Raw genomic sequence first — 26,055 nt, 5'->3', positions numbered from 1 at the left:
GCCCGCTCCCACAGGGGATCTCCTGTGTGCCGCAGAATGTGTGCACACTGAAGATCCAAATGTGGGAGCGGGCTTGCTCGCGAAGGCGTCAGCCCAGACAACACTCATCTCAACCCCAACCACTAAAGCCTCCCCGTCTGCGCTACCATGCTTGGCCGGACGCGGCAGCCTGCTGCGCGCAGGAGTCAGCATGGCCCACCCGTTTGCAACCCTCACCCCAGACCTCGTGCTCGATGCCGTCGAAAGCATCGGCTTTCTCAGCGACGCGCGCATTCTGGCGCTCAACAGCTACGAGAACCGCGTCTATCAGGTCGGCATCGAAGACTCCGAGCCGCTGATCGCCAAGTTCTACCGTCCGCAGCGCTGGACCAACGAAGCGATTCTCGAAGAGCACCAGTTCACCTTCGAACTCGCCGAGTGCGACGTGCCGGTGGTGGCGCCGATGATTCACAACGGTGCGAGCCTGCACGAACACAACGGTTTCCGTTTCACTCTGTTTCCTCGCCGTGGCGGACGCGCGCCGGAGCCGGGCAATCTCGATCAGTTGTATCGCCTCGGCCAACTCCTCGGTCGCTTGCATGCCGTCGGCTCGACAAAACCCTTCGATCACCGCGAAGCACTGGGCGTGAAGAACTTCGGTCACGATTCGCTGACGACCTTGCTCGAAGGCAACTTCATCCCTAAAAGCCTGCTGCCGGCCTACGAGTCCGTGGCCCGCGACCTGCTCAAGCGGGTGGAAGAGGTTTACAACGTCACGCCGCACCAGAACATCCGCATGCACGGCGATTGCCACCCCGGCAACATGATGTGTCGCGACGAGATGTTCCACATCGTCGACCTCGACGACTGCCGCATGGGCCCGGCGGTGCAGGATATCTGGATGATGCTCGCCGGTGACCGTCAGGAATGCCTGGGCCAGTTATCGGAATTGATGGACGGCTACAACGAATTTCACGACTTCGACCCGCGGGAATTGGCGCTGATCGAGCCGCTGCGCGCGTTGCGCCTGATGCACTACAGCGCATGGCTGGCACGCCGCTGGGACGACCCGGCGTTCCCGCACAGTTTTCCGTGGTTCGGGACCGAGCGGTATTGGGGGGATCAGGTGTTGGCGTTGCGTGAGCAGCTCGCGGCGCTGAATGAAGAGCCGCTCAAGCTTTTTTAAGATCAAAAGATCGCAGCCTTCGGTGTAGTGGTTCAGTTTTTTTGCACCACTCCGTAGGAGCATTAAGCCGCCTGCTGCTCAAACAGCGCAGGCGGCAAGTTGTTCGAGGCTGAGTGGCAACGGCGATGGTTGTAGTGCGAGATGAAATCCATCACATCCTTCTCCGCTTCGAAATGATTCTGGTATCCGTTTTCCGGCATCCAATCGTGCTTCAACGTCCTGAAGTAGCGCTCGACTACTGCGTTATCCCAGCAGTTACCTCGACGACTCATGCTCTGAACGATCCGGTTTTCTGCCAAGCACTCAACAAAGCGATCGGCGGTGTATTGGCAGCCCTGATCAGAGTGAAATAGCAGTTCAGGCATCGGACGGCGTAGTGCTACCGCAAGCTTCAGTGCCTTCATAGACAGCTCGGCATCCGCTGTTCGTGAGCAAGCCCATCCCACAATCCTGCGCGAAAACAGGTCCATCACCACTGCCAGGTACAGCCAGCCATGTCCCACTCTGATGTAGGTGATATCACCTGCCCAAAGCGTGTCTGACCGGGCTGGATTGAAACGACGATCAAGTATGTTCGGTGCAACGACAGCTGGCTTCGTGGCCCGGCGATAGTGCGCATAACGTGGCCTGCGCCGCTGTAGGTCAAAGGTCTTGATCAAGGTACGCATTCGATAACGCCCTATAAAAACTCCCTCTTTCCTCAACTCCTTGGATAGCCCGCGAGTACCCAATGCTTCTCGATGCTGCTTATGCAACGCACGAAGTTTACTCCCCAGATCTCCCAAAACTGGTCGCTGCCGCACGGCTTTACGTTTCACGTAATAGCTGCTGCGGGCCAAGCCGAACAAGACACACATACGCCGAATCGACATTGCCCCTCTGATGCCATCAATCACTTGGTTCGACCGAACAGAACCTTTAGATGAGAGGGCAATTGCTTTTTTAGCACTTGGTTCTCGGCTTCAAGTAGCGCCAGTTTCGCCTGGAGCGACTCAATCAGCTCCTGATCCTGTAGGCGAGGAGCTTGCACAATTCCTTCCTGCTCCCGGCGCCAGCGTGAAACCCAGCGGCGTAACGCTGTTGGCCCCACACCTGTAGCCTCACAGGCTTTAGGTATGGAGTAATTCATCTCCACAACCAAGCGAATGGCTTCCGCTTTTTCCTCAGAGGTAACAACCCGATATCCCATGATGCTTCCTTAAATCGACGCTCCTACATCATGGTCCAAAAACGTTCGACCACCACACGGCAGCTCCTACGGGTGTACACCATTCCCATGTAGGAGCTGCCGAAGGCTGCGATCTTTTTGTTTTGTGACACGACACATCTATACAACCGCCCTACAATCCCCTCTTTGTTAGCTGCCTAAGCAAGGATTTTGCATGCAAGCCGCCAACCCGCGTCGCGGGTACATCCTGGGCCTCAGTGCCTACATCATCTGGGGCCTGTTCCCGCTCTACTTCAAAGCCATCGCCAGCGTGCCCGCCGTGGAGATCATCATCCACCGCGTGCTCTGGTCCGCCCTGTTCGGTGCCTTGCTGCTGCTGGTGTGGAAGCATCCAGGCTGGTGGCGCGAGCTGCGTGACAACCCGAAACGGCTGGCGATCCTCGCGCTGAGCGGCACACTGATCGCGGCCAACTGGCTGACGTATGTCTGGTCGGTGAACAACGGGCGCATGCTCGAAGCCAGTCTGGGTTACTACATCAATCCGCTGGTGAACGTGCTGCTGGGCATGTTGATCCTCGGCGAACGGCTGCGGCGCATGCAGTGGATCGCGGTGGGTCTGGCCGCGGTCGGCGTGGCGCAACAGGTGTGGCAGGTCGGCAGCCTGCCATGGGTATCGCTGGTGCTGGCGCTGACGTTTGGCTTCTACGGTTTGATCCGCAAGCAAGCGCCGGTCAAAGCCCTGCCCGGTCTGGTAGTGGAAACCTGGATGCTGGTGCCGATTGCCATTGCCTGGCTGCTCTTCAATCAGACGGCCATAAGCGCTCAGCCCGAGTTCTGGACGACCTCCGAAGCCTGGTGGCTGGTCGCTGCAGGGCCGGTGACGTTGGTGCCACTGGTGTGTTTCAACGCCGCCGCACGGCATTTGCCCTACACGACCCTGGGATTTCTCCAGTACCTGGCGCCGACGCTGGTGCTGTTGCAAGCCGTGCTGCTGTTTGGCGAACAATTGTCGTCCAGCACCTTGGTCGCCTTCATCTTTATCTGGGCAGGACTGGCGGTTTACAGCGTCGATGCGTGGATAAGTTTGCGCCGTCGCAGCTGATCAAAAATCGTACGAACCTCTACAGGCCACGTATTGTGCGGCCTGCATCAATCCTTCCCAAGGTTATCCACAGCGTGATCCCCGGCGTTTGTGCGCAACTTGTTGAAACTGATGGTTTTTTGATCAGATCCTGAAGAAGCCCGACCGGCGTGGGCTGGCGGGCTGTCTCTACAGGTTATCCACAGGCAGGTGCACGTATAACTTGGATAACCCTGTCAGGGATCGCTGCGCAGGACCAATTCCACCATCAAATCGTCCGCCAGGGTCTCTAGGCGCGATTGCAAGACATCCAGAGACAGGGTCAGCGGCACGGCGAGAATCGCTTCGGCGTGGAACAGCGGCTCGCTGCTCATCGGCGCCGGGCGTACTTCGGTGACCAGTCGTTCCAGATTGACCCCCTGCTCACTCAATAGACGCGTGATGTCACGCACGATCCCGGGGCGGTCATTACCCACCAGTTCCATGGCAATCGGTTTCCAGGTGCAGGATTGTTCGATGCCGCTTTCGGCAATCAGCACACGAATACCATGGGCCGACAACGCGTGTAGGGCATCGACCAGTTCGTCGTAGGCCTCGGCCGGCACGCCCACTCGAAGAATCCCGGCGAACTGCCCGGCCATGCGTGACATGCGGCTTTCCAGCCAGTTACCGCCGTGCTCGGCAATGCACTGGGCGATGCGCTCGACCTGCCCAGGTTTGTCCGGCGCGAAAACAGTGAGTACGAGGTGGTCCATGGCGCAGCCCTCTGATCATGACTTTTGTTATAGAAAGGCAAGTATAGGCAAGGGGCTAGATTCAGCGCGGCACTGCTTTTCTGTGGCGAGGGAGCTTGCTCCCGCTGGGTCGCGAAGCGGCCCCCAATATTTTCCAGATAGACCGCGTTCGCTGATTTGCGCCTGCTTCGCAGCCGAACGGGACGGTGCGGCGATCCGACAAGCTCCCTCGCCACAAAAGCAATGCCCATAGCAGGGCATCGAAGATTATGTGTACAAGTTTTTATATTTAACTGGAACAATCTCATGCTTTTTTGAGAACATCCCGATCCCCGACGTGACTGCAATGCGTCATGGGGTCGCAGAACGACGTAATTAGTCTGATTTTCACAACCGCAATTCATCATGTAGTATGCCGCAGCGCGCACTACATAACGTTGGATCGATGTCTGCCACAGGCGCGGTCGCAGCCCTGTAAGCCCTATCAGCAAGGCCTCAAAGCCGTTGATCGGTTCCATCCCAGCCGCCCGAAATGGCATGTACTGGTGGAAGGGGTTTGTGGTTTAAATAGCCAGAGGCTTCATTGTTAATTTGAAGAGCTGAAAAGCGAAATAGCTGAGCAGAGTGAGGCAAGCAATGACTGAACACGTTCAAGTCGGTGGCCTGCAGGTCGCCAAAGTCCTGTTCGACTTCGTGAACAACGAAGCCATTCCCGGAACCGGCCTCACCGCCGACCAATTCTGGGCCGGTGCCGACAAGGTCATTCATGACCTGGCGCCGAAGAACAAAGCCCTACTCGCCAAACGCGATGATTTCCAGGCTCGTATCGACGGCTGGCACCAGTCCCGTGCCGGTCAGGCCCACGACGCCGTGGCTTATAAAGCCTTCCTGCAAGACATCGGTTATCTGCTGCCAGAAGCGGCCGATTTCCAGGCAACGACGCAAAACGTCGATGACGAAATCGCCCGCATGGCCGGCCCGCAGCTCGTGGTGCCGGTGATGAATGCCCGCTTCGCGCTGAACGCATCGAATGCCCGCTGGGGCTCGCTGTACGACGCGCTCTACGGCACCGACGCCATCAGCGAAGCTGACGGCGCGGAAAAAGGCAAAGGCTACAACAAGGTTCGCGGCGACAAGGTCATCGCCTTCGCCCGCGCCTTCCTCGACGAAGCCGCGCCATTGGCCGCCGGCTCCCACGTCGATTCCACCGGCTACAAGATCGTTGACGGCAAACTGGTGATCGCCCTGAAAGGCGGTAGCAACAGCGGCCTGCGCGACGACGCGCAACTGATCGGTTTCCACGGCGATGCAGCGGCACCGACCGCGATCCTGCTGAAAAACAACGGCCTGCACTTCGAAATCCAGGTTGACGCCAGCACCCCGGTCGGCCAGACCGACGCTGCCGGTGTCAAAGACATCCTGATGGAAGCTGCGCTGACCACCATCATGGACTGCGAAGACTCCGTCGCCGCCGTCGATGCCGATGACAAAGTGGTGATCTACCGCAACTGGCTCGGCCTGATGAAGGGCGATCTGTCGGAAGAAGTCTCCAAGGGCGGTCAGACCTTTACCCGCACCATGAACGCCGACCGCACCTACACCGGCGTCGATGGCAAGGAACTGAGCCTGCACGGTCGTTCGCTGTTGTTCGTGCGCAACGTCGGTCACCTGATGACCATCGACGCGATTCTCGATAAAGACGGCAACGAGGTGCCGGAAGGCATTCTCGACGGTCTGGTGACTTGCCTGGCGGCGATTCACAGCCTCAACGGCAACAGCTCGCGCAAGAACAGCCGCACCGGTTCGGTCTACATTGTGAAGCCGAAGATGCACGGCCCGGAAGAAGCCGCGTTCACCAACGAGCTGTTCGGCCGTATCGAAGACGTGCTGGGCTTGCCGCGCAACACGCTGAAAGTCGGGATCATGGACGAGGAGCGCCGCACCACGGTCAACCTCAAGGCCTGCATCAAGGCGGCCAGCGAGCGCGTGGTGTTCATCAACACCGGTTTCCTCGACCGTACGGGCGATGAAATCCACACCTCCATGGAAGCCGGCCCGATGGTGCGCAAGGCGGACATGAAGGCTGAGAAGTGGATCGGCGCTTACGAGAACTGGAACGTCGATATCGGTTTGAGCACTGGCCTGCAAGGTCGCGCGCAGATCGGTAAAGGCATGTGGGCCATGCCCGACCTGATGGCAGCGATGCTCGAACAGAAAATCGCTCACCCGCTGGCCGGCGCCAACACCGCCTGGGTTCCATCGCCGACAGCAGCCGCGCTGCACGCTTTGCACTACCACAAGGTCGATGTGTTTGCCCGTCAAGCCGAACTGGCCAAACGTGCGCGCGCTTCGGTGGACGACATCCTGACCATCCCGCTGGCGGTAAACCCGCAGTGGACCGCCGAGCAGATCAAGAACGAACTGGACAACAACGCCCAGGGCATTCTCGGTTATGTAGTGCGCTGGATCGACCAGGGCGTTGGCTGTTCGAAAGTGCCGGACATCAACGACGTCGGCCTGATGGAAGACCGTGCCACGCTGCGGATTTCCAGCCAGCACATCGCCAACTGGCTGCGCCACGGCATCGTCACCCAAGAGCAAGTGATGGAAAGCCTCAAGCGCATGGCGCCGGTGGTTGACCGTCAGAACGCCAATGACGCGCTGTATCGTCCGCTGGCACCGAACTTCGACAGCAACATCGCCTTCCAGGCGGCGGTCGAACTGGTGGTTGAAGGCACCAAACAGCCGAACGGCTACACAGAGCCGGTCCTGCACCGTCGTCGTCGCGAGTTCAAGGCTGCGAATGGCCTGTAACTGAGCGTTGATGCCGGACACTAAAAAGCCCTGATCTTTCGATCAGGGCTTTTTTTGTTTGCGAATGCGGTCATTTGTGGCGAGGGGATTTATCCCCGTTGGGTCGCGAAGCGGCCCCCTTCTCCAGACCAATCGCATCCGCCAATTTCACGACTGCTTCGCAGCCGAACGGGGATAAATCCCCTCACCACAAAAGCCCTCAGCGCTACGGCTCCATCCCCAGCTCATGCTTGACCAACCCCAGCAGTTTGTCGGTATCGATGGGCTTCAACAGGAAATCCACCACGCTCAAATGCATGGCGGCAATCGCGTCCTTCACGTCGGCATCGCCCGAAACGATGATGATCGGCATGGCGGCCCGAACAGACTCACGGACTTTGCGGATCAAATCCAGGCCGTCAATGTGTCCCATCCGCAGATCGGTGATCACCAAGCCGATCGACGGCTGCTCGTCCAGCATCTTGAGGGCGGTCTCACCGCTGGCCGCGGTCATGCAACGAATGCCATCCAGGCCCAGAATTTCCGACAGCAGCTCACGCGCATCTTTATCGTCATCGACGATCAGCACCCGTTGCGGCGGCAGATCGGGTTTCAGCATGACGGCACTGAGCGCCTCGCGCTCGGCGTCACTTAAAATATCGTGGTCGGACATGGTGTTCTCTAAGTGTTCAATTTCATCCCTGGCACAGTGGTGAGACATCGCCAAGCAGAGCTTCAATGTGCACTTCGTCGGGTTTATTTCCTATAGGAGGAAGGATAGGTTCTTCCCAAGATTGCGTAGGGTATTTCCGAAATTTCATCACCGAAAGGCCCGACCTAGACTTACGTCCAATGGGCAGCCTGCCTTCCGGGGCCGACCATGACTGAGTCATCCGACGACAACAATTCGAAATAAAGACTGCGGTTATGGTTATGAGTAAAGCGGACGCCTTCACACAGGCAGGGAAAACCGCGGTGTTGCAGAACATCCAGGGCACTGTGCAATTCCTTCAGCGCTTCCCGCCCTTCAATCAAATGGAACACGCTCACCTGGCGTACCTGGTGGAACAATGTCAGCTGCGTTTTTATGCGCCCGGCGAAAGCATCATCAAGCCCGCCGATGGCCCGGTTGAGCATTTCTACATCGTCAAACAGGGCCGCGTCGTGGGTGAGCGCCCCCACACGGCCAAGGGCGGCACCGAAACCACCTTCGAAATCACCACCGGCGAGTGCTTTCCCCTCGCCGCGTTGCTGGGTGAACGCGCGACGCGCACCGAACATCTGGCAGCCGAAGACACCTTTTGCCTACAGCTGAACAAGCTGGCGTTCATCAAATTGTTCGCACTTTCCAACGCATTTCGCGACTTTGCCCTACGCGGCGTCAGCAGTTTGCTGGATCAGGTCAATCAGCAAGTCCAGCAAAAAGCCGTGGAAACCCTCGGCACCCAGTACTCACTCAACACCCGGTTGGGCGAGTTGGCCATGCGCCATCCGGTGACGTGCAGCCCGATAACGCCTTTGCGCGAAGCGGTGACCCTGATGCACAAGCAGCAGGTCGGCAGCATTGTGGTGGTCGATGAACACAAGTCGCCGCTGGGCATTTTCACCCTGCGCGACCTGCGCCACGTCGTGGCCGAAGGAACCAACGACTTCAACGAAGCCATCGAACGGCACATGACCCGGTCACCGTTTTTCCTGACGCCGGACCACAGCGCCTTCGATGCAGCGATTGCCATGACCGAGCGGCATATCGCCCACGTTTGTCTGGTGAAGGATCAGCGCCTGTGCGGCGTGGTCTCGGAGCGTGACCTGTTTTCCCTGCAACGGGTCGATCTGGTGCATCTGGCGCGCACCATCCGCAGCGCCCAGCGCGTGGAAAACCTGGTGGCGATGCGCGGCGAAATCGGTCAACTGGTTGAGCGCATGTTGGCCCACGGCGCGTCTTCGACCCAGATCACCCACATCATCACCCTGCTCAACGACCACACCGTGTGCCGGGTGATCGAACTGACCCTCGCCGAGAAAGGCGACCCCGGCGTGCCCTTCAGTTGGCTGTGTTTCGGCAGCGAAGGCCGCCGCGAGCAGACGCTGCACACCGATCAGGACAACGGCATTCTGTTCGAAGCGCGGGACGCGGCGCACGCCGCCGAGATTCGCGGCAAGTTGCTGCCCATCGCTCAACACATCAACCAGTGCCTGGCGCTGTGCGGTTTCACCCTGTGCAAGGGCAACATCATGGCCGGCAACCCCGAGCTGTGTTTGTCCCGGGCCGAATGGGCGCGGCGTTTTGCAGCGTTTATTCGTGAAGCGACGCCGGAGAACCTGCTGGGTTCGAGCATCTATTTCGACCTGCGCGTGGTCTGGGGCGACGAGCAAAGCTGCGAGCAGTTGCGCCGGGGGATTCTCGATCAGGTCGCCGACAACCGGCTGTTCCAGCGAATGATGGCCGAGAACGCCCTGCGCAATCGCCCGCCCGTAGGCCGTTTCCGCGAGTTCGTGCTGGCGCGCAAGAATGGCGAGAAGGCGACGCTGGACCTGAAAGTCCAGGGTCTGACGCCCTTTGTCGACGGCGCCCGATTGCTGGCGCTGGCCCACGGCATCGAGGCCAACAATACGCTGGAGCGCTTTCGCCAACTGGTCGAAAAAGAGGTCATCGAACGGCTGGACGGTGCGGCGTACGAAGAGGCGTATCACTTCATCCAGCAAGCCCGCATGCAGCAACATCAGCTACAGACCCGGGAGAATTTGCCCTACTCCAACCGGGTCGATCCCGACAGTCTCAATCATCTGGACCGACGCATCCTGCGCGAATCCCTGCGCCAGGCCCAACGCCTGCAAAGCAGCCTGACGCTGCGGTATCAGCTATGAGCCTGTTTTCATGGCTGCGCCCGGCGGGTCCGATGCTGTCCGGCGAATTGCAGCAACGTCTGAAAGCCTTGCCCGCGGGAGCCGAGCTGAGCGAATGCAGCCTGCGCGAACAGCGCTGGGTGGTGCTGGACCTGGAAACCACCGGGTTAAATCTGAACAAGGATCGGGTGCTGTCCATCGGCGCGGTGGTCATTGAAGACGGCGCGATCGACTTCAGTCAGCAGTTCGAACGCACCCTGCAATGCAGCGAACTCAAGCTCGGTCCCAGCGTCCTGATTCATGGCCTGGGCCCGAGCGCGATTGCTGCCGGCAGTGATCCGGCGCAGGCCCTGGTCGAGTTCATGGAGTTTGTGGGCGATAGCCCGGTACTGGCGTTTCATGCGCCGTTCGATCAGCACATGCTCGGGCGTGCGTTGAAAGATCATCTGGGCTACAAGCTGCAGCATCCGTTTCTGGATGTGGCGGACATTGCGCCGCTGCTGTGTCCACAAGCGCGTATCCGCGAGGCGGGGCTGGACGAGTGGATCGACTGGTTCAAGCTCGAAGTGTTCGAGCGCCATAACGCCAGTGCGGATGCGCTGGCGACCGCCGAACTGGCGTTGATTCTGTTCAGCCGGGCGCGGCTGCAGCAGATTCATAGTCCGTTGAATTTGCAGCAGCGGGTCAGTCAATGGAAACGCAGGCAGCGGTCGCCCTCTTTTTAGGCTTCGCACATATCTCTGTGGCGAGGGAGCTTGCTCCCGCTGGGGTGCGAAGCGGCCCCCTGCATTCTCCAGACAAATCGCGTTCGCAGATTTTGCGACTGCTGCGCAGCCGAGCGGGAGCAAGCTCCCTCGCCACAGGTTTACTTTGCGCAATGCCCAGAAATCCACCTGACCAGTGGCCAATTGCTTACCTCCCCCGCCTCTGACACAATCGCGAACAATTCTCGTTACTTAACACTTCTCAATCGGTGATGCTGCGTGTCGTCAGTCCAAAGCCCCCACAGTGAGCTCGTCGGTGCGTTATATCGCGACCACCGCAGTTGGCTTTTGACCTGGCTTCGACGCAATGTCGCCTGTCCGCAACGGGCCGAAGACCTGAGTCAAGACACCTTCGTGCGGTTGCTGGGCCGTGATCAACTGAACGATCCGCGCGAACCGCGGGCGTTTCTGGTGGCGATCGCCAAGGGCCTGCTGTTCGACTATTTCCGCCGCGCCGCGCTGGAACAGGCTTACCTCACCGAACTGATGCTGATCCCCGAAGGCGAGCAACCGTCGGTGGAGGAACAGCAAATGATCCTTGAAGACCTGAAAAACATCGATCGCCTGCTCGGCAAGCTCTCGAGCAAAGCCCGGGCAGCCTTTCTCTATAACCGTCTCGACGGCCTCGGCCACGCGGAAATCGCCCAGCGTCTGAGCGTGTCGGTGCCGCGGGTGCGTCAATACCTGGCACAGGGTATTCGTCAGTGCTACATCGCGTTGTACGGTGAGCCGGTATGAGCCCGATCAGTTCCAAACCGGTCTCGGCGCGGGTGCTGGACGCGGCGATTGCCTGGCAATTGTCGCTGGATTCCGGCAACCCGGTGGAGCGCGAAGAGTTCGCCAAATGGCACGCCGCCCACGAAGAGCACGCCCGCGCCTGGCGCCAGTTGGGCATGCTCGACCAGCGTTTCAGCGTGGCCAGCGGCCCGGCCCGCACCGCGTTGCTGCAATCGCGCGAAAGCATTCGCCGGCGCGTGCGCAAACTGGGCAGCGGCGTGGCGGGCATTGTGGCGGTGATCGGCCTGGCGCTGTTCGCCGGTGAGCGTTATCTGCCGGTCGACTATTGGCTGGCCGATCAGCGCACCGCCACGGGCGAACAACGCACCTTGCGCCTGAGCGACGGCACCGTGATCAACCTCAACACCCACAGTGCCGTGGACGTTCGCTTTGATGAGAAGCAGCGTCGGGTGATTCTTCAGGACGGGGAAATCCTCGTCGAAACCGGCCATGGCGATGCCCGGCCGTTTATCGTCGAGACCCGCGAAGGCAGCATGCGTGCACTGGGCACGCGATTCCTGGTCAAGCGCGAGGAAGACGGCACGCGCCTGAGTGTGTTGCAGTCCGCCGTGGCCGCCCATCCCGAGTCGAGCCCTGAAGAACAGATTCTGCGCGAAGGCCAGCAAGTGCTGATGCACAGCAATGGCCTCGGGCCAATCGTTGCGACCAATCTCGGCGCCGATGCCTGGACTCGCGGCATGCTGGTGGTGGACAACGCACGGCTGGAAGACCTGATCCACGAACTCGGTCGTTATCGCCGCGGGCATCTGGGCGTTGCGCCAGAGATCGCCGACCTGCGAATCACCGGCAGTTTCCCGTTGCACGACACCGACCTGGCCCTGAGCGCCCTGCTGCCGACCCTGCCGGTGCAGATCGAACGGCACACGGCGTGGTGGGTGACGGTGGCGAAGGCTGAAGCCAAGCCCTGAGATTTTCGGTGTCTGACGCGACGCCTTCGCGGGCAAGCCCGCTCCCACAAGGTTTTGTGTCGATCACAGAACCTGTGGGAGCGGCGGTGCGACGATTCGACTTGCCCGCGAAGAGGCCCTCAGCCTCACCACAATTGCTGAATCGAAATTATTTTCATCCAGCCCTATCACTTTTGGTTTTTCGTTCGGCACTTGGGTAATTGAGAAGTATTCCCTTTCAGGAGCCGCTGTATGTCCCGTTCGCTAGACACCTTGTTGCGCCCCAGTTTGCTGGCGGTTGCCATTGCCCTTTGCACCCCACTGGCCAGCAGCCAACTGATCGCTGCGGAACAGGCATCCAGCGTTCGCGCCTATAACCTGCCGGCCGCGCCATTGGCCAGCACGTTGAACCAGATCGCCAGCCAGTCCGGCCTGGCGTTGTCGCTGAGTCCAGCGCTGGCGGCGGGCAAGACGTCGGCACCGGTCAACGGCCAATACGATGCAGCAGGTGCCTTGCGGGCCGCGTTACTCGGCACCGGCCTGCAACTGGAACAGAGCAGCACCGGCACCTATAGCCTGGTCGCTGCGCCTGAAGGTGTGATGGCTCTGCCGGAAACCGCCATCATCGGCGTTGAAAACACTGAAAGTGCCTGGGGCCCGGTGGAAGGCTACCTGGCCAAGCGCACCGCCGCCGGCACCAAGACCGACACCGCGCTGGTCGAAGCGCCGCGTTCGATTTCGATCGCCACCCGCGAACAAATGGACGACCGTAGCGTGCACAGCCTCGATGACGCCGTGCGCTACATGCCCGGCATCACCGCCAGCAGTTTCGGCAGCGACACCCGCACCGACTGGCTGCGGGTCCGTGGCTTTGAACCGACCCAGTTCCTCGACGGCTTGCCGCTGCCAAAAGGCGTGTACGCCAACCCGAAACCGGAAACCTGGAACCTCGACCGCCTCGCCCTGCTGCGCGGCCCGGCTTCATCGGTGTACGGCCAGACCCCGCCGGGCGGTTTGCTGGACATGGTCAGCCGTCGTCCCAGCGCCGAGTCGAGCAATGAAATCCAGGTGCAGTACGGCAGTGACAATCACCGCCAGATCAACTTCGCCAGCACCGGCAAGATCGACGACGAAGGCCAGTTCCTCTACGGCGTGAGCGGCGTAGTACGCGACAGCGGCACGCAGATCGACCACATCGACAACAAGCGCTACAACATTGCGCCGAGCCTGACGTGGAACATCGACGACGACACCAAGTTCACCCTGCTGACTCAGTTCACCCGTGACGATACCGGCATCACCAGCCAGTTCCACTCGATTCAAGGCACCAAAATCGACATGCCGTTTGGCGATATTTCCCACCACAAGAATCTGGGAGATCCGAACTACGAGTACTACGACCGCACTTACTACGCGCTGGGCTACGCCTTCGAACATCGCCTGAACGATGTCTGGCAGTTCCGGCAAAACCTGCGCTACACCAAGTCCGATCTGTCGTTCCAGGCCATTACCGTCAACGCCTACAACCCGGCGTTTGCCGCGTTCGGATTCGTCGTCGATGACCAGGGCAATACCGGTCGCGGTACCACCAATGTGGAAGAAGACATCAGCCAGTTCGCGGTGGACAACAACTTCCAGGGCGACTTTTCCACCGGTGATGTCCGCCACACCCTGCTGATCGGGCTGGACCATCAGCGCAGCAACACCAACTACCTCTCGATCTTCGGTTTCGCACCGGGCATCAACGTCAATACACCGCAATACGGCTTGCCGATCACTCGCCCGCCGCGTTCCGATGCCTTCTATGACTACGACCAGAAGACCTTTCAGACCGGTCTGTACGTTCAGGACCAGATGGCCCTCGACCAATGGCGCCTGACCCTGGGCGGCCGCGAGGATTGGGTCCACACCGGCACCAAATTCTTCAATGAAGACGATGCAACCAACACCGAGCGCGACAAGAAATTCAGCGGCAACGCGGCGATCAGCTATGTGTTCGACAACGGCATCGTGCCTTACCTGTCTTACGCCGAGTCGTTCCAGCCCACCAGCAATGCCGTGGCAAAGCCGGACGAATCGTTCAAGCCGACTGAAGGCCAGCAGTGGGAACTGGGCATCAAGTACCAACCACCGGGCAGCAATACATTGCTGAGCGCCGCGGTGTATGACCTGACCCAGAAAAACGTCAACGTCACCGACACCGTGGGTAACGTGACGATCACCAGCCAGACCGGTGAAGTGAAAGTCAAAGGCCTGGAGCTGGAAGCGGTCTCCGACGTCACCGACAACCTGAAGATCATCGCCGCCTACACCCTGGCGAAATCCGAAGTGCAGAAAGGCGACTTCAAAGGCAACCGCCTGCAACTGATGCCCAACCAGCAGGCTTCGCTGTGGACCGATTACACCTGGCACAACGGCGTGCTGGATGGCTTCGGCATCGGCGCCGGCGCGCGTTACACCGGCAATACTTACGGCGATCAGGGCAACACCACGCTGGGCAAGGCTGACGCCTACACGGTGTTCGACGCGGCGGTTCATTACGACCTGGGCCGTCTGGACAACAGCTTGAAAGGTGCCTCGCTGGCCGTGAACGCGACCAACCTGCTCAACAAGGATTACATCTCCACCTGTGACGGCTTCTACTGCTACTACGGCGACCTGCGCAGCGTCGTCGCCAGTGCCACGTACAAGTGGTAAACGCTTGATCTGATACGCCCTGTAACCAAGCCGTCCTTCATGGACGGCTTTGGTATTTCTGAAGGCTATGAAATGAAGAGCAAAACAATTCGCCGCTGGTCCTTCGTCCACACCTGGACCAGCCTGATCTGTACGGTCTTCCTGCTGATGCTGGCGCTCACCGGCTTTCCGTTGATCTTCCATCACGAGATCGACCACCTGCTGGGCGATGCCGCCGAATTGCAGCAGATGCCGGCCGACACCCCGCAGCTGGATTTGCAACAGTTGGTGCTGGCGTCGGAAAAGCATCGTCCCGGCGAAGTCATGCAATATTTCGGCTTCGACGAAGACGAACCCAACGCTGCGATCGCGATCATGGCAGCCACCGCTGGCACCGAACCGAATTCGTCCCACACCTTCATGCTCGACACCCGCACCGGCGAAGCATTGGAAATGCCGTCGGCCAATGGCGGCTTCATGATGGTCATACTGCGCCTGCACGTGGACATGTTCGCCGGCCTGCCGGGCAAACTGCTGCTGGCGTTCATGGGCATTCTGTTCGTGGCGGCGATCGTGTCCGGGACGGTGCTGTATCTGCCGTTCATGCGCCGCTTGAAATTCGCCACCGTGCGTCAGGACAAATCCACCCGTCTGCGCTGGCTCGATTTGCACAACCTGATCGGCGTGGTGACGTTGACCTGGGCGCTGGTGGTCGGCGTCACCGGCATCATCAGTGCTTGCGCCGATCTACTGATCGCCGCGTGGCGCAATGACAGCCTGAGCGCAATGGTCGCGCCGTACCGCGACGCACCTCCCCTGACACAACTGGCGCCGGCAACCCGCCTGCTCGACATCGCCAAAGACGTTGCGCCCGACATGCAGCCGGACTTCATCGCCTTCCCCGGCACGCGGTTTTCCAGCGAGCACCATTACGCGGTGTTCATGAAGGGCAGCACGCACCTGACCTCGCACTTGCTGACGCCGGTGCTGATCGACGCCAGCACCCTGCAAGTCACTGCCGTGGCTGAAAGGCCGTGGTACATGGACGCCATGGGTATGTCTCAGCCGTTGCACTTCGGCGATTACGGCGGCATGCCGATGAAAATTCTCTGGGCGACGCTGGATGTGCTGACCATCATCGTGCTCGGCAGCGGGGTTTACCTGTGGGTGGTGCGGCGCAAAGCGGCAAAACCCGTGCTGGAGAAAGCGGAGAGCGTGGCATGAAACCCCGACAGTCGAACTTCTGGAAGGTCTTCGCCACGCCAACCGTCATCGCCCTGCTTAGTGCGGCGGGATTGTTTGCTGCGTTACTGGACGATGGCGTGTGGGATGCCCTGAGCTGGCTCGGTTTGGGCATTCCGGTTGCCCTGGCAACACGCGGATTACTGCAACGCCGCTGAACGTCTCACCTGTAGGAGCAGCCGGTCGACGCTCGATTGCTCGCGAAAAACCGAGGACGCCGCTGGGCATCTGGTTTTACGCGTTATCGTTCACCAGCATCGCGAGCAAGCTCGCTCCTACAGACGGCGTCAACAACGCGCTATGCTCCCGACACTGTCCACCGACCGAGACGCTGCCATGTCCGCCCCGAGCATGACCCTCTACCACAACTCGTTGTCGCCTTTCGTTCGCAAAGTCATGGTGCTGCTGCACGAAACCGGTCAGCAAGACCGCGTCGCGCTGCAAAACTGCGTACTCACCCCGCTCGCCCCGGACCTGCCCCTCATCGACGACAACCCGCTGAGCAAGATCCCGGCCCTGCGCCTGGCCGACGGCAACGTCATCCATGACAGCCGGGTGATCCTCGATTACCTCGACCACCAGCACGTCGGCAACCCGTTGATCCCCCGTGAAGGCTCGGCCCGCTGGCGTCGATTGACCCTGGCCTCGATGGCCGACGGGATTATGGACGCGGCGGTGCTGGTTCGTTATGAAGTCGCCCTGCGCGCTCCGGAAAAACACTGGGACGAATGGCTCGATGGCCAGCGCGACAAGATTCGCCGCGCCTTGGCGCTGCTGGAAAAAGACGCGATTGCCGAGCTGACCAGCCATTTCGATGTGGCGGCGATCAGTGTGGCGTGTGCGTTGGGTTACCTCGACCTGCGCCATCCGGATCTGGAATGGCGCGAGGTGAATCCGCAGTTGGCCGAGTGGTATTTCGAGGTGAGTCAGCGACCTTCGATGGTGGCGACGATGCCGAAGGTTTGAATTCCTCAAGGGCAAAAGACTAGCAGTTCTGATAGTAGGCAAAAGCTGAACCATCCCCGACACTGACAGCCATCCTTTTCGGATCTGGATACGGAGATCAGCCAATGCCTACGAATTCTCGCAAAACAATCTTGTTAGCTACTGATCGGCAGAATTCGGTGTTGAATGCTCTCGATGAGAATATGAACAGAGCTGTTACCTACACTCCCTACGGCGAAAGCCCATGGGGTGACGACCCGCAAAGTCAACTACGGTTTAACGGCGAATTGCGGGAGTTAATGACAGGCCATTATCCACTGGGTAATGGCTATCGAATGTACAGTCCCATATTGATGCGGTTTATCTGCCCCGACAGTTGGAGCCCGTTCGGCGCCGGCTGGTTGAATGCGTACGTGTATTGCGGATGTGATCCGATTAATCGCCAGGACCCGACTGGGCATGCTTTTTTTAGCACATTAAGAAAATTCGTCAGTCAATCGCTTTTTGATAACTCACCACGCCCTGGCCAAGTGGACCGGATCGCAAAGAAACTTACCGATAAATTCACCATATCCGAGCCGACACCAGTCAGATACTCCCGAGTAAAAAATAACGGCTTCAATTTAGAACTACAGCAGCTGGATTACACCATCAAGGCACAACACATCCAGCCCAACGGGAACAACTTCATTAAACGCACACAGGCTGCAACTCAAGAACTTACATTTACAAAAGAACAATCAATCAAAGTTAATTACGGCAACGAAACGCACTCCGTCGGAAAAAGCCGTATCACTAACGTATCTTTAAATCCCGACGCTCACTATACGAGCCCGCATAAAGTCGACTTTATAAATACCAAAATCAAAACATCAACAAGATCATCCATTAGCTTCAAACAACTCATTAAATATAACAAAGTCAGTCATGGAAACATGACTCACTACCAGCAAAGCATTCGGGAAATCTAACTGTAAGTCTTATTTGGCGATAATCCTGCCTGTTCTGAGAGAAAGGAAATAAACTGGCGATCTTTATCGCCAGTTGTTTCCCTGTCTCTCGATCCTCACGCAACCCGAACGACCGACTCATTCCACCACCCCGATATCAAACTCCAACGGTTTGGCTGCCTTCTGCCCGATCCCGTACCAGTCCAGTTTGCGGGTCAGCACCATGAACACGCCGAGCAAGCCGAACAGCAGCAACGATCCCATCAGCAGCGCGTAATCCTCGGCACTCAACAAGCCATAAAGCAGGCCATACAGCGCCGCCAACCCTGCCGAAAAACTCAAGCCGTGGCGCACGCTGCGCAGCACGTGGCAGACATAGAAACCGATCAGCAACACACAACCGCTTGCTGACAACAGATACGCCAGGGCGAAACCGATGTGCTCGGACAACGACAGCAACAGCAAGTAGAAGAACGCCAGGGCCACGCCCACCAGTGCGTATTGCACCGGGTGCACCGCCAGGCTTTTCAGCACTTCGAAGAGGAAGAAACCGGCGAAGGTCAGAACGATGAACAACAGCGCATATTTGATTGCCCGGTCGCTTTTCAAATATTGGTCCACGGGATCAATGAAGCTCACACCGAAGCTGCGGCCATTGAACGCTTCACAGTCGTTACCGGATACGCAACTGCTCAGGGCTTCTTGCAGGTTGGTGGAGAAAAACGTCGTCTGCCAATTGGCCGTGAAGCCCTGATCGGAGACTTCGCGCTGGGCCGGCAGGTAGTTGCCGATGAAGCTCGGATGCGGCCAGTTGGACTCCAGCGACACCTTGCTCGTCTTGCCCACCGGGAGGACTTGCAATTGGCCAGTGCCTTGTAAACGCAGGTCGAAACCGAAGGTCAATTCCGTGGCTTGATTGGGGTTGAGCGCCGGCAACGTCACATGGACGCCCTCGCCCAACCAGCCCACCTGGCTGCCCGGCACGAAGTCCAGACGCAGGTCATTGAGTTCCAGTTTCAACGCATTCTCGATGCCGCGAATGTCGCTGATCCCGACCGCGAGGAACGGCTGATCGAACTGGTAATCGGCGAAATTTTCCTTGATGCCCAGTTGCGCCGGCACCGAGAAATGCCCGCTGATGCGGTTATCGGCGTGGAACAACCGCGCCTCGTAAATGCCCCGGGCACGCAGTTCCGTCTTGACCTCCCCGTCGAGTTCGAAACGTTCTGGCAGGAAATACAAACGGCCGCGTTCTTCCCCGACGTCCTGGTAGCGCTCGTTGGTTTTTTCGTTGAGTTTCCAGGTGCGCACCACTTTGCGATAGGGCACCACCATCAACGGTCCGCTCAGTCGCTGGCTGTAGCTGGAGCTGCGCGCGATGTCTTCGAGCACACCGTCGCGCAGTTGCTGGCGGTCCTCGATCACGCCGTTAATCATCAACAGCGGGATCAGCAACAACAGAATCAGAAGGGCAATGGCCCCGAGTTTTAGGGTCAGATTTCGGTTCATGGGACTCTCCCTGTTTGGATGGGGGGAGTCTGGAATCGGTGTGTGGGGGTTTTGTGGGGAGAATGTGGAAACTTTGTGAAGTTGAGAAAAAGATCGCAGCCTTCGGCAGCTCCTACATAGATCGGCTTACACCTGTAGGAGCTGCCGAAGGCTGCGATCTTTAGCGGTCTGAAGGCAAATGCAAACTCACTTCAACCCCGCCCTCGACATTACCGATGTGCAATGTCCCGCCATGCAACTTCACCACTTCTTCAACAAAGTTAAGCCCCAGCCCCGTGCTCTTGCGTCCGCTGTCCGGACGCGGCAAGGAATAGAAGCGCTCACTCAATCGCGGCAACGCGTAGTCGGGAATCGCTTCGGCCTGGTTGAACAGTTTGAACTCAATCTGCTCCCCAATACGCTCGGCGCTGAACCACAGCGCGCCATTCGTCGGAGTGAAATCCAGCGCATTTTCCAGCAGATTGCCCAGCGCCTGACGCAACAGAAACGGCTCGCCAGTGATCGCCAGATCCGCTGGAATCGCCTGATCCACGCGTAACTGTTTGCCTTCGATTCGCGCGGCTTGAGCGTTCAGCAGTTCATCCACCAAACCCGCCAATGGCACGGACACCCGCTCTTCCAGACCCTGACGCTGTTCAACCTGAGCCAGATTCAGCAGTCGCTCGATCAACTGCTGCATCCGCACGCTTTCGCTGTCGATGTTGCTGACGAAACGCTGCTGTTGAGCCAACGGCATCTCCCCTTGCAGCAACTCCGCCGCGCCGCGAATCGCCGCCAGCGGGCTTTTCAGTTCATGGGTCAGCGTGTGTACATAACGCTCGACGTAGGCTTTGCCTTCGAGCTGCGTGCGCATCTGCTCCACAGCGGTCGCCAGTTGCTCCATTTCGCCGCCGCGATAATGCGGAACCTCGACGCGCCGGCCTTCACTCACGGCTTTCGCATACGCGGTCAAGCGCCGCAGCGCCGCGCTCAACCACCACGACAGCAGCGCGCCGAACAGCAAACCGAGGCCGATCAGCCCGGCGCCATACGCGAGCAATCGACGCTCGGTGCGATCGACATAAGGCTGCAACGAGCTGTTGGGTTTGGCCACGGTGACCACGCCAATGATCCGGCCGGTATCGCGGATCGGCGCGCCAACGTGCATCACCGAAGAGTTGGCATCGTTCGGATCGCTGCGACTGGAGCGGGCGCCGTACTCGCCACGCAGGGTCAGCAGAACATCGTTCCAACGCGAGTAATCCTGCCCCACCGCCACACCGCTGGAATCCAGCACCACGATGCCTTTCGCGTCGGTGACGTAGATACGGTGATTGACCTGATTCTTCGGCAGACCCCAGATATTCGCTTTTGGCTGCCGCTCGCCATAGGCCCTGAGCAATTCCGGCCAGCGGTTCTGGTTGAGGGTGCCGGCCTTGAAGTCGTCGCGCAGGATTTCGGCCATCAGGTTGGCGGTGTCGACCAGGGTTTCTTCGGTGGACTGACGCACGCCGGGGCGGATTTCTTCCATGACGGTGCTGAGCACGAAGTAACCCGTCAGACCGATGAACAGCACATAGACCAGGAAAATCCGGATTCCCAATGGCATCAGCTGTGCCCCGGACTGTAGCTGTAACCGAGGCCGCGATGGGTCTGGATCGGCTCAGCGTCGGCCTTCACCAGACGCAACTTGGCGCGCACGCTCTTGATGTGGCTGTCGATGCTGCGCTCGTACCCGGCATCGGCGGCGACGCCCAGCGCATCGAGCAGTTGCTCGCGGCTGAACACGCGTTCAGGTTGTTCGAGCAGGCATTGCAACAGACGGAACTCGTGGCGCGTGAGGGTCAGCAACTGGCCTCGATAGCTGATCTGCACTCGCTCGCTGTCGATGCGAAACAGCGCCGAACCCATCTCGACCGCTGCGCGCGGCACCATGCGTTTGAGGATGGCCCGGACGCGCGCCGCCACTTCCCGTGGGCTGAACGGCTTGACCACGTAATCGTCGGCGCCGATTTCCAGGCCTACGACGCGGTCGATTTCCGCATCTCGAGCACTGAGAAAAATCACCGGCACGTCGCTGAAACGGCGCAGTTGCTTGCAGGTTTCGAAGCCGCTGATGTCCGGCAGGCCGATGTCGAGAATGATCAGATCCGCTGGTGTCTGCCGCTGATGGTCCAGCGCGGCGGCGCCGAGGCTCAGCCACGTCGTGGTGAACCCTTCGCCCTGCAAGGCGAAAATCAGGGTGTCGGCAATCGCCGCTTCGTCTTCGACAATTAGGATATGAGGCATGGCGTCCGAGCCCGATAGGTGAGTGGGCGAACGGTGAACCAAGGGAGGATGCGGCGTCAATCAGGAAGCGTAAATCAGCGGCGTGGTCTGTAGGACCTAGCAGTTCTGATAGTAGGCAATGGCTGAAAAAGATCCGATGCTAAGACTTCGGCTTCATGGACCTTGCTCGGAGTTCGACTAATGCCTACGCATTCACGCACAACCATTCTGTTGGCAACCGACGTACAGAACTCGGTGTTGAACGCCCTCGACGCGAATCAACCTCATCCTATTGCTTACACACCCTATGGTCATCACACACGGGAAAACGGCTTGCTCAGCCTTCTCGGGTTTAACGGCGAACTGTCGGATCCGCTGACCGGGCATTATCATTTGGGAAATGGGTATCGGCAGTTCAATCCGGTGTTGAAGCGGTTTAACAGTCCGGATAGTTGGAGTCCGTTTGGGAGGGGGGGATTGAATGCGTATGCGTATTGCGGAGGGGATCCCAGAAATCGCAACGATCCGACAGGGCACGTATATGGACTGAACACTGCGCTAAAGAGCGCTGGGATGGGGATATCCAAACAGTCGAAAGCCATCTCCAAATCAGCATCCATCGGCAAATATGGCAGACGGTCAGCCAATGCTTCTTCAACATCAGTAGAAACTGCGACGACCGCTTCCGGAAGCGCGATTGCAGCGTCACCGGCGACGAAAGTGGCCGAAGTTAATAATGCAGTTGCACGAATTAATATCAACGAACCAATCGCTGACACCATCGGTAACTATACTACTCGGATCAATATTTCGGATATGGCCACAAGTGCCAATCACTTTAACGAGGCATTGAAGAACTATCCATTCATCCGTCTTCGTCGAAACCCAAATGTGCTTGTGCCTGATGTAACGACTCCTCGATTGACGAATACAGGCCAGCTAGATGTTTATCCCTTCGACGTATCGATATCCCTCTTCAGGAATGTGGCAGACTTTCGTAATCAAAGAATTCCTGGTGATGGTCGCAGTATGTCCATTCTCGCTGATGTACAAGAAATCAGGCGAGCCAACTATATTCGGACTCATACAGGCATCAATCTACTTCTTTAGCACCCGGAAGAATCACCACTCAACAATCCGGCTTATCCGCGGTAAACCGCCGAGCCGGATTCACCGCCGCCCCAAACTCACGCAACGCTTTCGCACCAATCAACAACGGATAGTTAAAACTGCTGCGGTCAGTCAGGTTGACCTCGACCGTGCGTTTGACGTTGCCCAGGCACAACTCCAGATCAACCACCGGCCGTTTGGTTGGCGCGGCCGCGTCTTCATCTTCGTCCTCTTCGGAGCGGGTCTTGATCTTGCTGATCCGCGCAACCTTGTGCTCGTAGACCTTGTTGCTGGCGTCTTTGGTCGCGAGGCGGAAACGCACCCACTCATCGCCGTCGCGGGTGAAGGTTTCGATGTCCTTGGCCGACAGCGACGCGGTCAGGGCGCCGGTGTCCATTTTGGCCTTGAGCACTTCGCCGCCGATTTCCGGCAGCGCAATGTATTCGTAGCGCCCGTACAGGGTTGGCTCGGCGGCCAGGACCGGCAGGGCCACGAGGGAAAGCAGTGCGAGGAGGGATTTCACGTAATGGGCATCCTTGGAAAGTGGGCAGCGGAATTTTAGACCGTTGCCTTCGAATTCGTTCGGCGTATTCAAGATCAAAAGATCGCAGCCTTCGGCAGCTCCTACAGGGATCGGCGTAGGAGCTGCCGAAGGCTGCGATCTTTTCAGCATACCGCCGACAAGGTGAAACATTCGTCACCACCAATTTGGCCTGTCGCCCGAAGCTGCTTATCATGGCGCGCCCAAACGCTTTCAAGAGTTATTTATGCGCCGCCTGCTCACCGGCTGTTTCGTTACCCTGCTGCTGTTGCTCAACACCTTGGTCCTGTTCGGACCGCTGATGGTGTTTGCCCTGCTCAAACTGGTCCTGCCCGGCCGCTTGCGTGATTACGCATCAAAGGCGGTGATGTGGATCGCCGAGACCTGGGCCGAGATCGACAAGCTGATCTTCCGCCTGTGCATCCCCACGCAATGGGACATTCGCGGCGGCGATGACCTGCGCAGCGACATGTCTTATCTGGTAATCAGCAACCATCAATCCTGGGTCGATATCCCGGCGCTGATCCAGACACTCAACCGGCGCACGCCGTTTTTCAAATTCTTCCTCAAGAAAGAACTGATCTGGGTGCCGTTCCTGGGGCTGGCGTGGTGGGCACTGGATTACCCGTTCATGAAGCGCTACACCAAGGCGTTTCTGGCGAAAAACCCGGCGCTGGCGGGCAAGGATCTGGACATCACCAAAGCCGCGTGCGAGCTGTTCAAGCGCCAGCCGGTGACGGTGGTCAATTATCTGGAAGGCACCCGCTACACCTCGGCGAAAAGCATTCAGCAGCAGTCACCGTTCGCTCACCTGCTCAAACCCAAGGCTGGCGGCGTGGCGTTTGTACTGGCGGCGATGGGTGAACAGCTTGACGCGATTCTCGATGTGACGGTGGTGTATCCGCAGCAGAAGATTCCGGGGTTCTGGGATTTGATCAGCGGCAACGTGCCGAGGGTCATCATCGACATCAACACCCGCGAACTCGACCCCGCGCTGTGGCAGGGCGACTACGAGAACGATGCGGCGTTTCGCGAGACGGTCCAGAACTGGGTCAACCAGCTCTGGATCGAGAAGGATCTGCGCATCGACGCCTTGCGCGCCGAGCGCCGCTGAATCAGCTGCCGGTGCCCCAGATCCCGCCCAGGTTCTGCAACAACGAACCGGCGACGCCCTGCTGACCGAGGTATTGCAGAATCACCGGGGCAAACTGGCCGATCATGCCGCTGTCCATGCCCAATGCGCTGAACGCGTTATTCAGGTCGTTGGCGTCCTTGACGTTGCCCAGCGCGTTATCCAGACCGGCCGCCTTGCCATTCGAACCGAGCAAACCGGCGAGCATACCCAGTTCACCGCCGCCGGACAGCGTGTCGATGCCAGGTACGCTTTTGGCCAGTTCCGAATAGTCGGTCGAACTCAATTGATTCTTCGCCAGGCCGAGCATCGCTCCGGTGCCGCCAATGACTTGTTGTGGCGTCACGTTCAATTGGCTGAGTGCACCCAGCAGACCGGCAGTCTCCGACGTCGGCGCTGACGTTGTGGCGGCGTTATCGCCCTTCATGCCGGAAATGGCATTGGCCGCATCACTCAGGCTGAACTGAGCAAAGACCGGGCTGGCCGCCAGGGTCATGAGCGATGCCAGTGCAATACCGCGTGAAATCTTCATACAGACATCCTCTTGCGCCACGAAAACCGCCCGGTAACGGGCAGCGAAAACTGCCCGTTGGACTGGCATCCCGAAGGATTGTTCCCAGCACCCTGTAGGAGCGAGCTTGCTCGCGATGGGCGTCAACGAAAACGCGTGCTTCCTGAATCAACGCGTTGCCCTTGAGTCCATCGCGAGCAAGCTCGCTCCTACAGAAAAAATTACCCGACGCTGCATCCAGTCGAGTCCGAGCCACGTATATCAAGCACGGACAGACACTCCTGGCCGATTCTCCACAAAAGGATCATCACCATGAAACGCACTTCGATCAAAACACCCTTGATTGCCAGCCTGCTGACCCTGGCCCTTGGCGGCGGACTCGCCCTGAACACTGTGCAAGCGGAAGAGAGGGGTCACAACACTGTCATGGTCGGCGGCCAAAGCATGCTGCCGAGCAAGGACATCATTGATAATGCGGTGAAATCCGCCGACCACACCACGCTAGTGGCCGCCGTGAAAGCGGCGGGCCTGGTCGATACCCTCAAGGGTAAAGGCCCGTTCACGGTGTTCGCGCCGGTCAACTCGGCATTTGCCGCCCTCCCCGCCGGCACTGTCGATACGCTGCTGAAACCGGAAAACAAGGCAACCCTGAGCAAAATCCTCACCTACCACGTCGTCGCCGGAAATCTCGACATGACGACCCTGGCCGAGAAGATCAAGGCCGGTGGCGGCAAAACCGAGCTCACCACGGTAGCCGGCGGCAAGCTCTGGGCCATGATGAACGGCCCGCACAACATCACCATCAAGGATGAAAAAGGTGACGTTGCCGACATCACCACCTACGACGTGTACCAGTCCAACGGGGTGATTCAGGTCATCGACAAAGTGCTGATGCCCAAGAGCTGAGCCGTGCCGCCGCCCCTGCGCATCGGGGGCGGCGGTTTTTCCCGAGGTG

General features: G+C 58.8%; 24 protein-coding genes. 15 read left to right on the top strand and 9 right to left on the bottom strand.

Going from position 1 to position 26,055, the window contains the following annotated elements; genetic code table 11:
* Window positions 1–190: 190 nt before the first annotated feature.
* A complete protein-coding gene (locus ACYZTL_RS18020; RefSeq protein WP_461952925.1) occupies window positions 191–1,165 on the top strand; it encodes a serine/threonine protein kinase in 975 nt (324 codons plus the stop codon).
* A gap of 62 nt (window positions 1,166–1,227) precedes the next feature.
* Here the strand turns inward: ACYZTL_RS18020 and ACYZTL_RS18015 are convergent, their stop codons facing one another.
* Together ACYZTL_RS18015 and ACYZTL_RS18010 are read right to left on the bottom strand one after the other, a co-directional pair.
* On the bottom strand, window positions 1,228–2,022 hold the full coding sequence (locus ACYZTL_RS18015; protein ID WP_461950135.1) for an IS3 family transposase: 795 nt from the start codon (window positions 2,020–2,022) through the stop codon (window positions 1,228–1,230).
* A 35-nt stretch (window positions 2,023–2,057) separates the two neighbouring features.
* Window positions 2,058–2,354, bottom strand: coding sequence for a transposase (locus ACYZTL_RS18010; RefSeq protein ID WP_461951414.1), 297 nt, complete (start codon window positions 2,352–2,354; stop codon window positions 2,058–2,060).
* Window positions 2,355–2,547: 193 nt separating this feature from the next.
* Here ACYZTL_RS18010 and rarD point away from each other — a divergent pair, with 193 nt between their 5' ends.
* Complete coding sequence (rarD, locus tag ACYZTL_RS18005) at window positions 2,548–3,435, top strand: EamA family transporter RarD (RefSeq protein WP_461952924.1); 888 nt, start codon at window positions 2,548–2,550, stop codon at window positions 3,433–3,435.
* Window positions 3,436–3,650: 215 nt separating this feature from the next.
* Here rarD and ACYZTL_RS18000 read toward each other — a convergent pair whose 3' ends face one another.
* The gene (locus ACYZTL_RS18000) at window positions 3,651–4,169 is read right to left on the bottom strand and encodes a glycine cleavage system transcriptional repressor (RefSeq protein ID WP_461952923.1); all 519 of its coding nucleotides are present in this window, start codon (window positions 4,167–4,169) and stop codon (window positions 3,651–3,653) included.
* Window positions 4,170–4,784: 615 nt separating this feature from the next.
* Between ACYZTL_RS18000 and ACYZTL_RS17995 the strand changes: the two genes are divergently transcribed.
* Window positions 4,785–6,962 (top strand): malate synthase G, encoded by a 2,178-nt coding sequence (locus ACYZTL_RS17995; RefSeq protein WP_461952922.1) that lies wholly within the window; start codon window positions 4,785–4,787, stop codon window positions 6,960–6,962.
* 205 nt (window positions 6,963–7,167) lie between these two features.
* Here the strand turns inward: ACYZTL_RS17995 and ACYZTL_RS17990 are convergent, their stop codons facing one another.
* Window positions 7,168–7,614 carry a response regulator gene (locus tag ACYZTL_RS17990; protein WP_461952921.1) on the bottom strand — a complete coding sequence of 149 codons (447 nt, stop codon included), beginning with the start codon at window positions 7,612–7,614 and terminating at the stop codon, window positions 7,168–7,170.
* Window positions 7,615–7,868: 254 nt separating this feature from the next.
* On the opposite strand from ACYZTL_RS17990, the gene ACYZTL_RS17985 reads away from it, so the two are divergent.
* The 9 genes from ACYZTL_RS17985 (at window position 7,869) to ACYZTL_RS17945 (ending at window position 18,071) form a co-directional block, all read left to right on the top strand.
* Window positions 7,869–9,809, top strand: a complete 1,941-nt coding sequence (locus tag ACYZTL_RS17985; protein ID WP_461952920.1) for a putative nucleotidyltransferase substrate binding domain-containing protein — start codon at window positions 7,869–7,871, stop codon at window positions 9,807–9,809.
* On the top strand, window positions 9,806–10,513 hold the full coding sequence (locus ACYZTL_RS17980) for a 3'-5' exonuclease (RefSeq protein ID WP_461952919.1): 708 nt from the start codon (window positions 9,806–9,808) through the stop codon (window positions 10,511–10,513). The genes ACYZTL_RS17985 and ACYZTL_RS17980 overlap by 4 nt, the downstream gene beginning before the upstream one ends.
* 258 nt (window positions 10,514–10,771) lie before the next feature.
* A complete protein-coding gene (locus ACYZTL_RS17975) occupies window positions 10,772–11,290 on the top strand; it encodes an RNA polymerase sigma factor (RefSeq protein WP_461952918.1) in 519 nt (172 codons plus the stop codon).
* On the top strand, window positions 11,287–12,258 hold the full coding sequence (locus ACYZTL_RS17970; protein WP_461952917.1) for a FecR domain-containing protein: 972 nt from the start codon (window positions 11,287–11,289) through the stop codon (window positions 12,256–12,258). The genes ACYZTL_RS17975 and ACYZTL_RS17970 overlap by 4 nt, the downstream gene beginning before the upstream one ends.
* 231 nt (window positions 12,259–12,489) lie before the next feature.
* Window positions 12,490–14,934 (top strand): TonB-dependent siderophore receptor, encoded by a 2,445-nt coding sequence (locus ACYZTL_RS17965; protein ID WP_461952916.1) that lies wholly within the window; start codon window positions 12,490–12,492, stop codon window positions 14,932–14,934.
* Between the two features lie 72 nt (window positions 14,935–15,006).
* Entirely contained in the window at window positions 15,007–16,137 is a 1,131-nt protein-coding gene (locus tag ACYZTL_RS17960; protein ID WP_461952915.1) for a PepSY-associated TM helix domain-containing protein, read from the top strand.
* A complete protein-coding gene (locus ACYZTL_RS17955; RefSeq protein WP_461952914.1) occupies window positions 16,134–16,313 on the top strand; it encodes a hypothetical protein in 180 nt (59 codons plus the stop codon). Before ACYZTL_RS17960 ends, ACYZTL_RS17955 begins: the two co-directional genes overlap by 4 nt.
* A 178-nt stretch (window positions 16,314–16,491) precedes the next feature.
* The gene (locus tag ACYZTL_RS17950) at window positions 16,492–17,121 is read left to right on the top strand and encodes a glutathione S-transferase family protein (protein ID WP_461952913.1); all 630 of its coding nucleotides are present in this window, start codon (window positions 16,492–16,494) and stop codon (window positions 17,119–17,121) included.
* 104 nt (window positions 17,122–17,225) lie between these two features.
* On the top strand, window positions 17,226–18,071 hold the full coding sequence (locus ACYZTL_RS17945; protein ID WP_461952912.1) for an RHS repeat-associated core domain-containing protein: 846 nt from the start codon (window positions 17,226–17,228) through the stop codon (window positions 18,069–18,071).
* 117 nt (window positions 18,072–18,188) lie between these two features.
* Here ACYZTL_RS17945 and creD read toward each other — a convergent pair whose 3' ends face one another.
* The 3 genes from creD to creB all read right to left on the bottom strand — a co-directional run bounded on the left by creD (window position 18,189) and on the right by creB (window position 21,827).
* A complete protein-coding gene (gene creD / locus ACYZTL_RS17940; protein ID WP_461952911.1) occupies window positions 18,189–19,559 on the bottom strand; it encodes a cell envelope integrity protein CreD in 1,371 nt (456 codons plus the stop codon).
* A gap of 160 nt (window positions 19,560–19,719) precedes the next feature.
* Window positions 19,720–21,147: a two-component system sensor histidine kinase CreC gene (gene creC, locus ACYZTL_RS17935; RefSeq protein WP_461952910.1), complete on the bottom strand. Its 1,428-nt coding sequence runs from the start codon at window positions 21,145–21,147 to the stop codon at window positions 19,720–19,722.
* Window positions 21,147–21,827 carry a two-component system response regulator CreB gene (gene creB / locus ACYZTL_RS17930; RefSeq protein ID WP_461952909.1) on the bottom strand — a complete coding sequence of 227 codons (681 nt, stop codon included), beginning with the start codon at window positions 21,825–21,827 and terminating at the stop codon, window positions 21,147–21,149. The genes creC and creB overlap by 1 nt, the downstream gene beginning before the upstream one ends.
* Before the next feature lie 180 nt (window positions 21,828–22,007).
* Between creB and ACYZTL_RS17925 the strand changes: the two genes are divergently transcribed.
* On the top strand, window positions 22,008–22,916 hold the full coding sequence (locus ACYZTL_RS17925; RefSeq protein WP_461952908.1) for an RHS repeat-associated core domain-containing protein: 909 nt from the start codon (window positions 22,008–22,010) through the stop codon (window positions 22,914–22,916).
* Window positions 22,917–22,935: 19 nt separating this feature from the next.
* Here ACYZTL_RS17925 and rloA2 read toward each other — a convergent pair whose 3' ends face one another.
* On the bottom strand, window positions 22,936–23,439 hold the full coding sequence (gene rloA2, locus ACYZTL_RS17920; protein WP_017341175.1) for a retropepsin-like aspartic peptidase RloA2: 504 nt from the start codon (window positions 23,437–23,439) through the stop codon (window positions 22,936–22,938).
* 244 nt (window positions 23,440–23,683) lie between these two features.
* On the opposite strand from rloA2, the gene ACYZTL_RS17915 reads away from it, so the two are divergent.
* The gene (locus tag ACYZTL_RS17915) at window positions 23,684–24,571 is read left to right on the top strand and encodes an acyltransferase (RefSeq protein ID WP_461952907.1); all 888 of its coding nucleotides are present in this window, start codon (window positions 23,684–23,686) and stop codon (window positions 24,569–24,571) included.
* A gap of 1 nt (window position 24,572) precedes the next feature.
* Here ACYZTL_RS17915 and ACYZTL_RS17910 read toward each other — a convergent pair whose 3' ends face one another.
* On the bottom strand, window positions 24,573–25,121 hold the full coding sequence (locus tag ACYZTL_RS17910; protein WP_461952906.1) for a DUF2780 domain-containing protein: 549 nt from the start codon (window positions 25,119–25,121) through the stop codon (window positions 24,573–24,575).
* A gap of 291 nt (window positions 25,122–25,412) precedes the next feature.
* Between ACYZTL_RS17910 and ACYZTL_RS17905 the strand changes: the two genes are divergently transcribed.
* Window positions 25,413–26,006 (top strand): fasciclin domain-containing protein, encoded by a 594-nt coding sequence (locus ACYZTL_RS17905; RefSeq protein WP_461952905.1) that lies wholly within the window; start codon window positions 25,413–25,415, stop codon window positions 26,004–26,006.
* The last annotated feature ends 49 nt before the right edge of the window (window positions 26,007–26,055 follow it).

The organism is Pseudomonas sp. LB3P81, from assembly GCF_054897965.1.
The sequence above is the reverse complement of the archived record's forward strand: the minus strand, read 5'-3'. Positions and strand labels throughout refer to the sequence as shown.

Coding starts and splice junctions, on each gene's coding strand:
- ACYZTL_RS18020 (WP_461952925.1), top strand. CDS start 191: ATGGCCCACCCGTTTGCAACCCTCACCCCAGACCTCGTGCTCGATGCC.
- ACYZTL_RS18015 (WP_461950135.1), bottom strand. CDS start 2,022: ATGTGTGTCTTGTTCGGCTTGGCCCGCAGCAGCTATTACGTGAAACGT.
- ACYZTL_RS18010 (WP_461951414.1), bottom strand. CDS start 2,354: ATGGGATATCGGGTTGTTACCTCTGAGGAAAAAGCGGAAGCCATTCGC.
- rarD (WP_461952924.1), top strand. CDS start 2,548: ATGCAAGCCGCCAACCCGCGTCGCGGGTACATCCTGGGCCTCAGTGCC.
- ACYZTL_RS18000 (WP_461952923.1), bottom strand. CDS start 4,169: ATGGACCACCTCGTACTCACTGTTTTCGCGCCGGACAAACCTGGGCAG.
- ACYZTL_RS17995 (WP_461952922.1), top strand. CDS start 4,785: ATGACTGAACACGTTCAAGTCGGTGGCCTGCAGGTCGCCAAAGTCCTG.
- ACYZTL_RS17990 (WP_461952921.1), bottom strand. CDS start 7,614: ATGTCCGACCACGATATTTTAAGTGACGCCGAGCGCGAGGCGCTCAGT.
- ACYZTL_RS17985 (WP_461952920.1), top strand. CDS start 7,869: ATGGTTATGAGTAAAGCGGACGCCTTCACACAGGCAGGGAAAACCGCG.
- ACYZTL_RS17980 (WP_461952919.1), top strand. CDS start 9,806: ATGAGCCTGTTTTCATGGCTGCGCCCGGCGGGTCCGATGCTGTCCGGC.
- ACYZTL_RS17970 (WP_461952917.1), top strand. CDS start 11,287: ATGAGCCCGATCAGTTCCAAACCGGTCTCGGCGCGGGTGCTGGACGCG.
- ACYZTL_RS17965 (WP_461952916.1), top strand. CDS start 12,490: ATGTCCCGTTCGCTAGACACCTTGTTGCGCCCCAGTTTGCTGGCGGTT.
- ACYZTL_RS17960 (WP_461952915.1), top strand. CDS start 15,007: ATGAAGAGCAAAACAATTCGCCGCTGGTCCTTCGTCCACACCTGGACC.
- ACYZTL_RS17955 (WP_461952914.1), top strand. CDS start 16,134: ATGAAACCCCGACAGTCGAACTTCTGGAAGGTCTTCGCCACGCCAACC.
- ACYZTL_RS17950 (WP_461952913.1), top strand. CDS start 16,492: ATGTCCGCCCCGAGCATGACCCTCTACCACAACTCGTTGTCGCCTTTC.
- ACYZTL_RS17945 (WP_461952912.1), top strand. CDS start 17,226: ATGCCTACGAATTCTCGCAAAACAATCTTGTTAGCTACTGATCGGCAG.
- creD (WP_461952911.1), bottom strand. CDS start 19,559: ATGAACCGAAATCTGACCCTAAAACTCGGGGCCATTGCCCTTCTGATT.
- creC (WP_461952910.1), bottom strand. CDS start 21,147: ATGCCATTGGGAATCCGGATTTTCCTGGTCTATGTGCTGTTCATCGGT.
- creB (WP_461952909.1), bottom strand. CDS start 21,827: ATGCCTCATATCCTAATTGTCGAAGACGAAGCGGCGATTGCCGACACC.
- ACYZTL_RS17925 (WP_461952908.1), top strand. CDS start 22,008: ATGCCTACGCATTCACGCACAACCATTCTGTTGGCAACCGACGTACAG.
- ACYZTL_RS17915 (WP_461952907.1), top strand. CDS start 23,684: ATGCGCCGCCTGCTCACCGGCTGTTTCGTTACCCTGCTGCTGTTGCTC.
- ACYZTL_RS17910 (WP_461952906.1), bottom strand. CDS start 25,121: ATGAAGATTTCACGCGGTATTGCACTGGCATCGCTCATGACCCTGGCG.
- ACYZTL_RS17905 (WP_461952905.1), top strand. CDS start 25,413: ATGAAACGCACTTCGATCAAAACACCCTTGATTGCCAGCCTGCTGACC.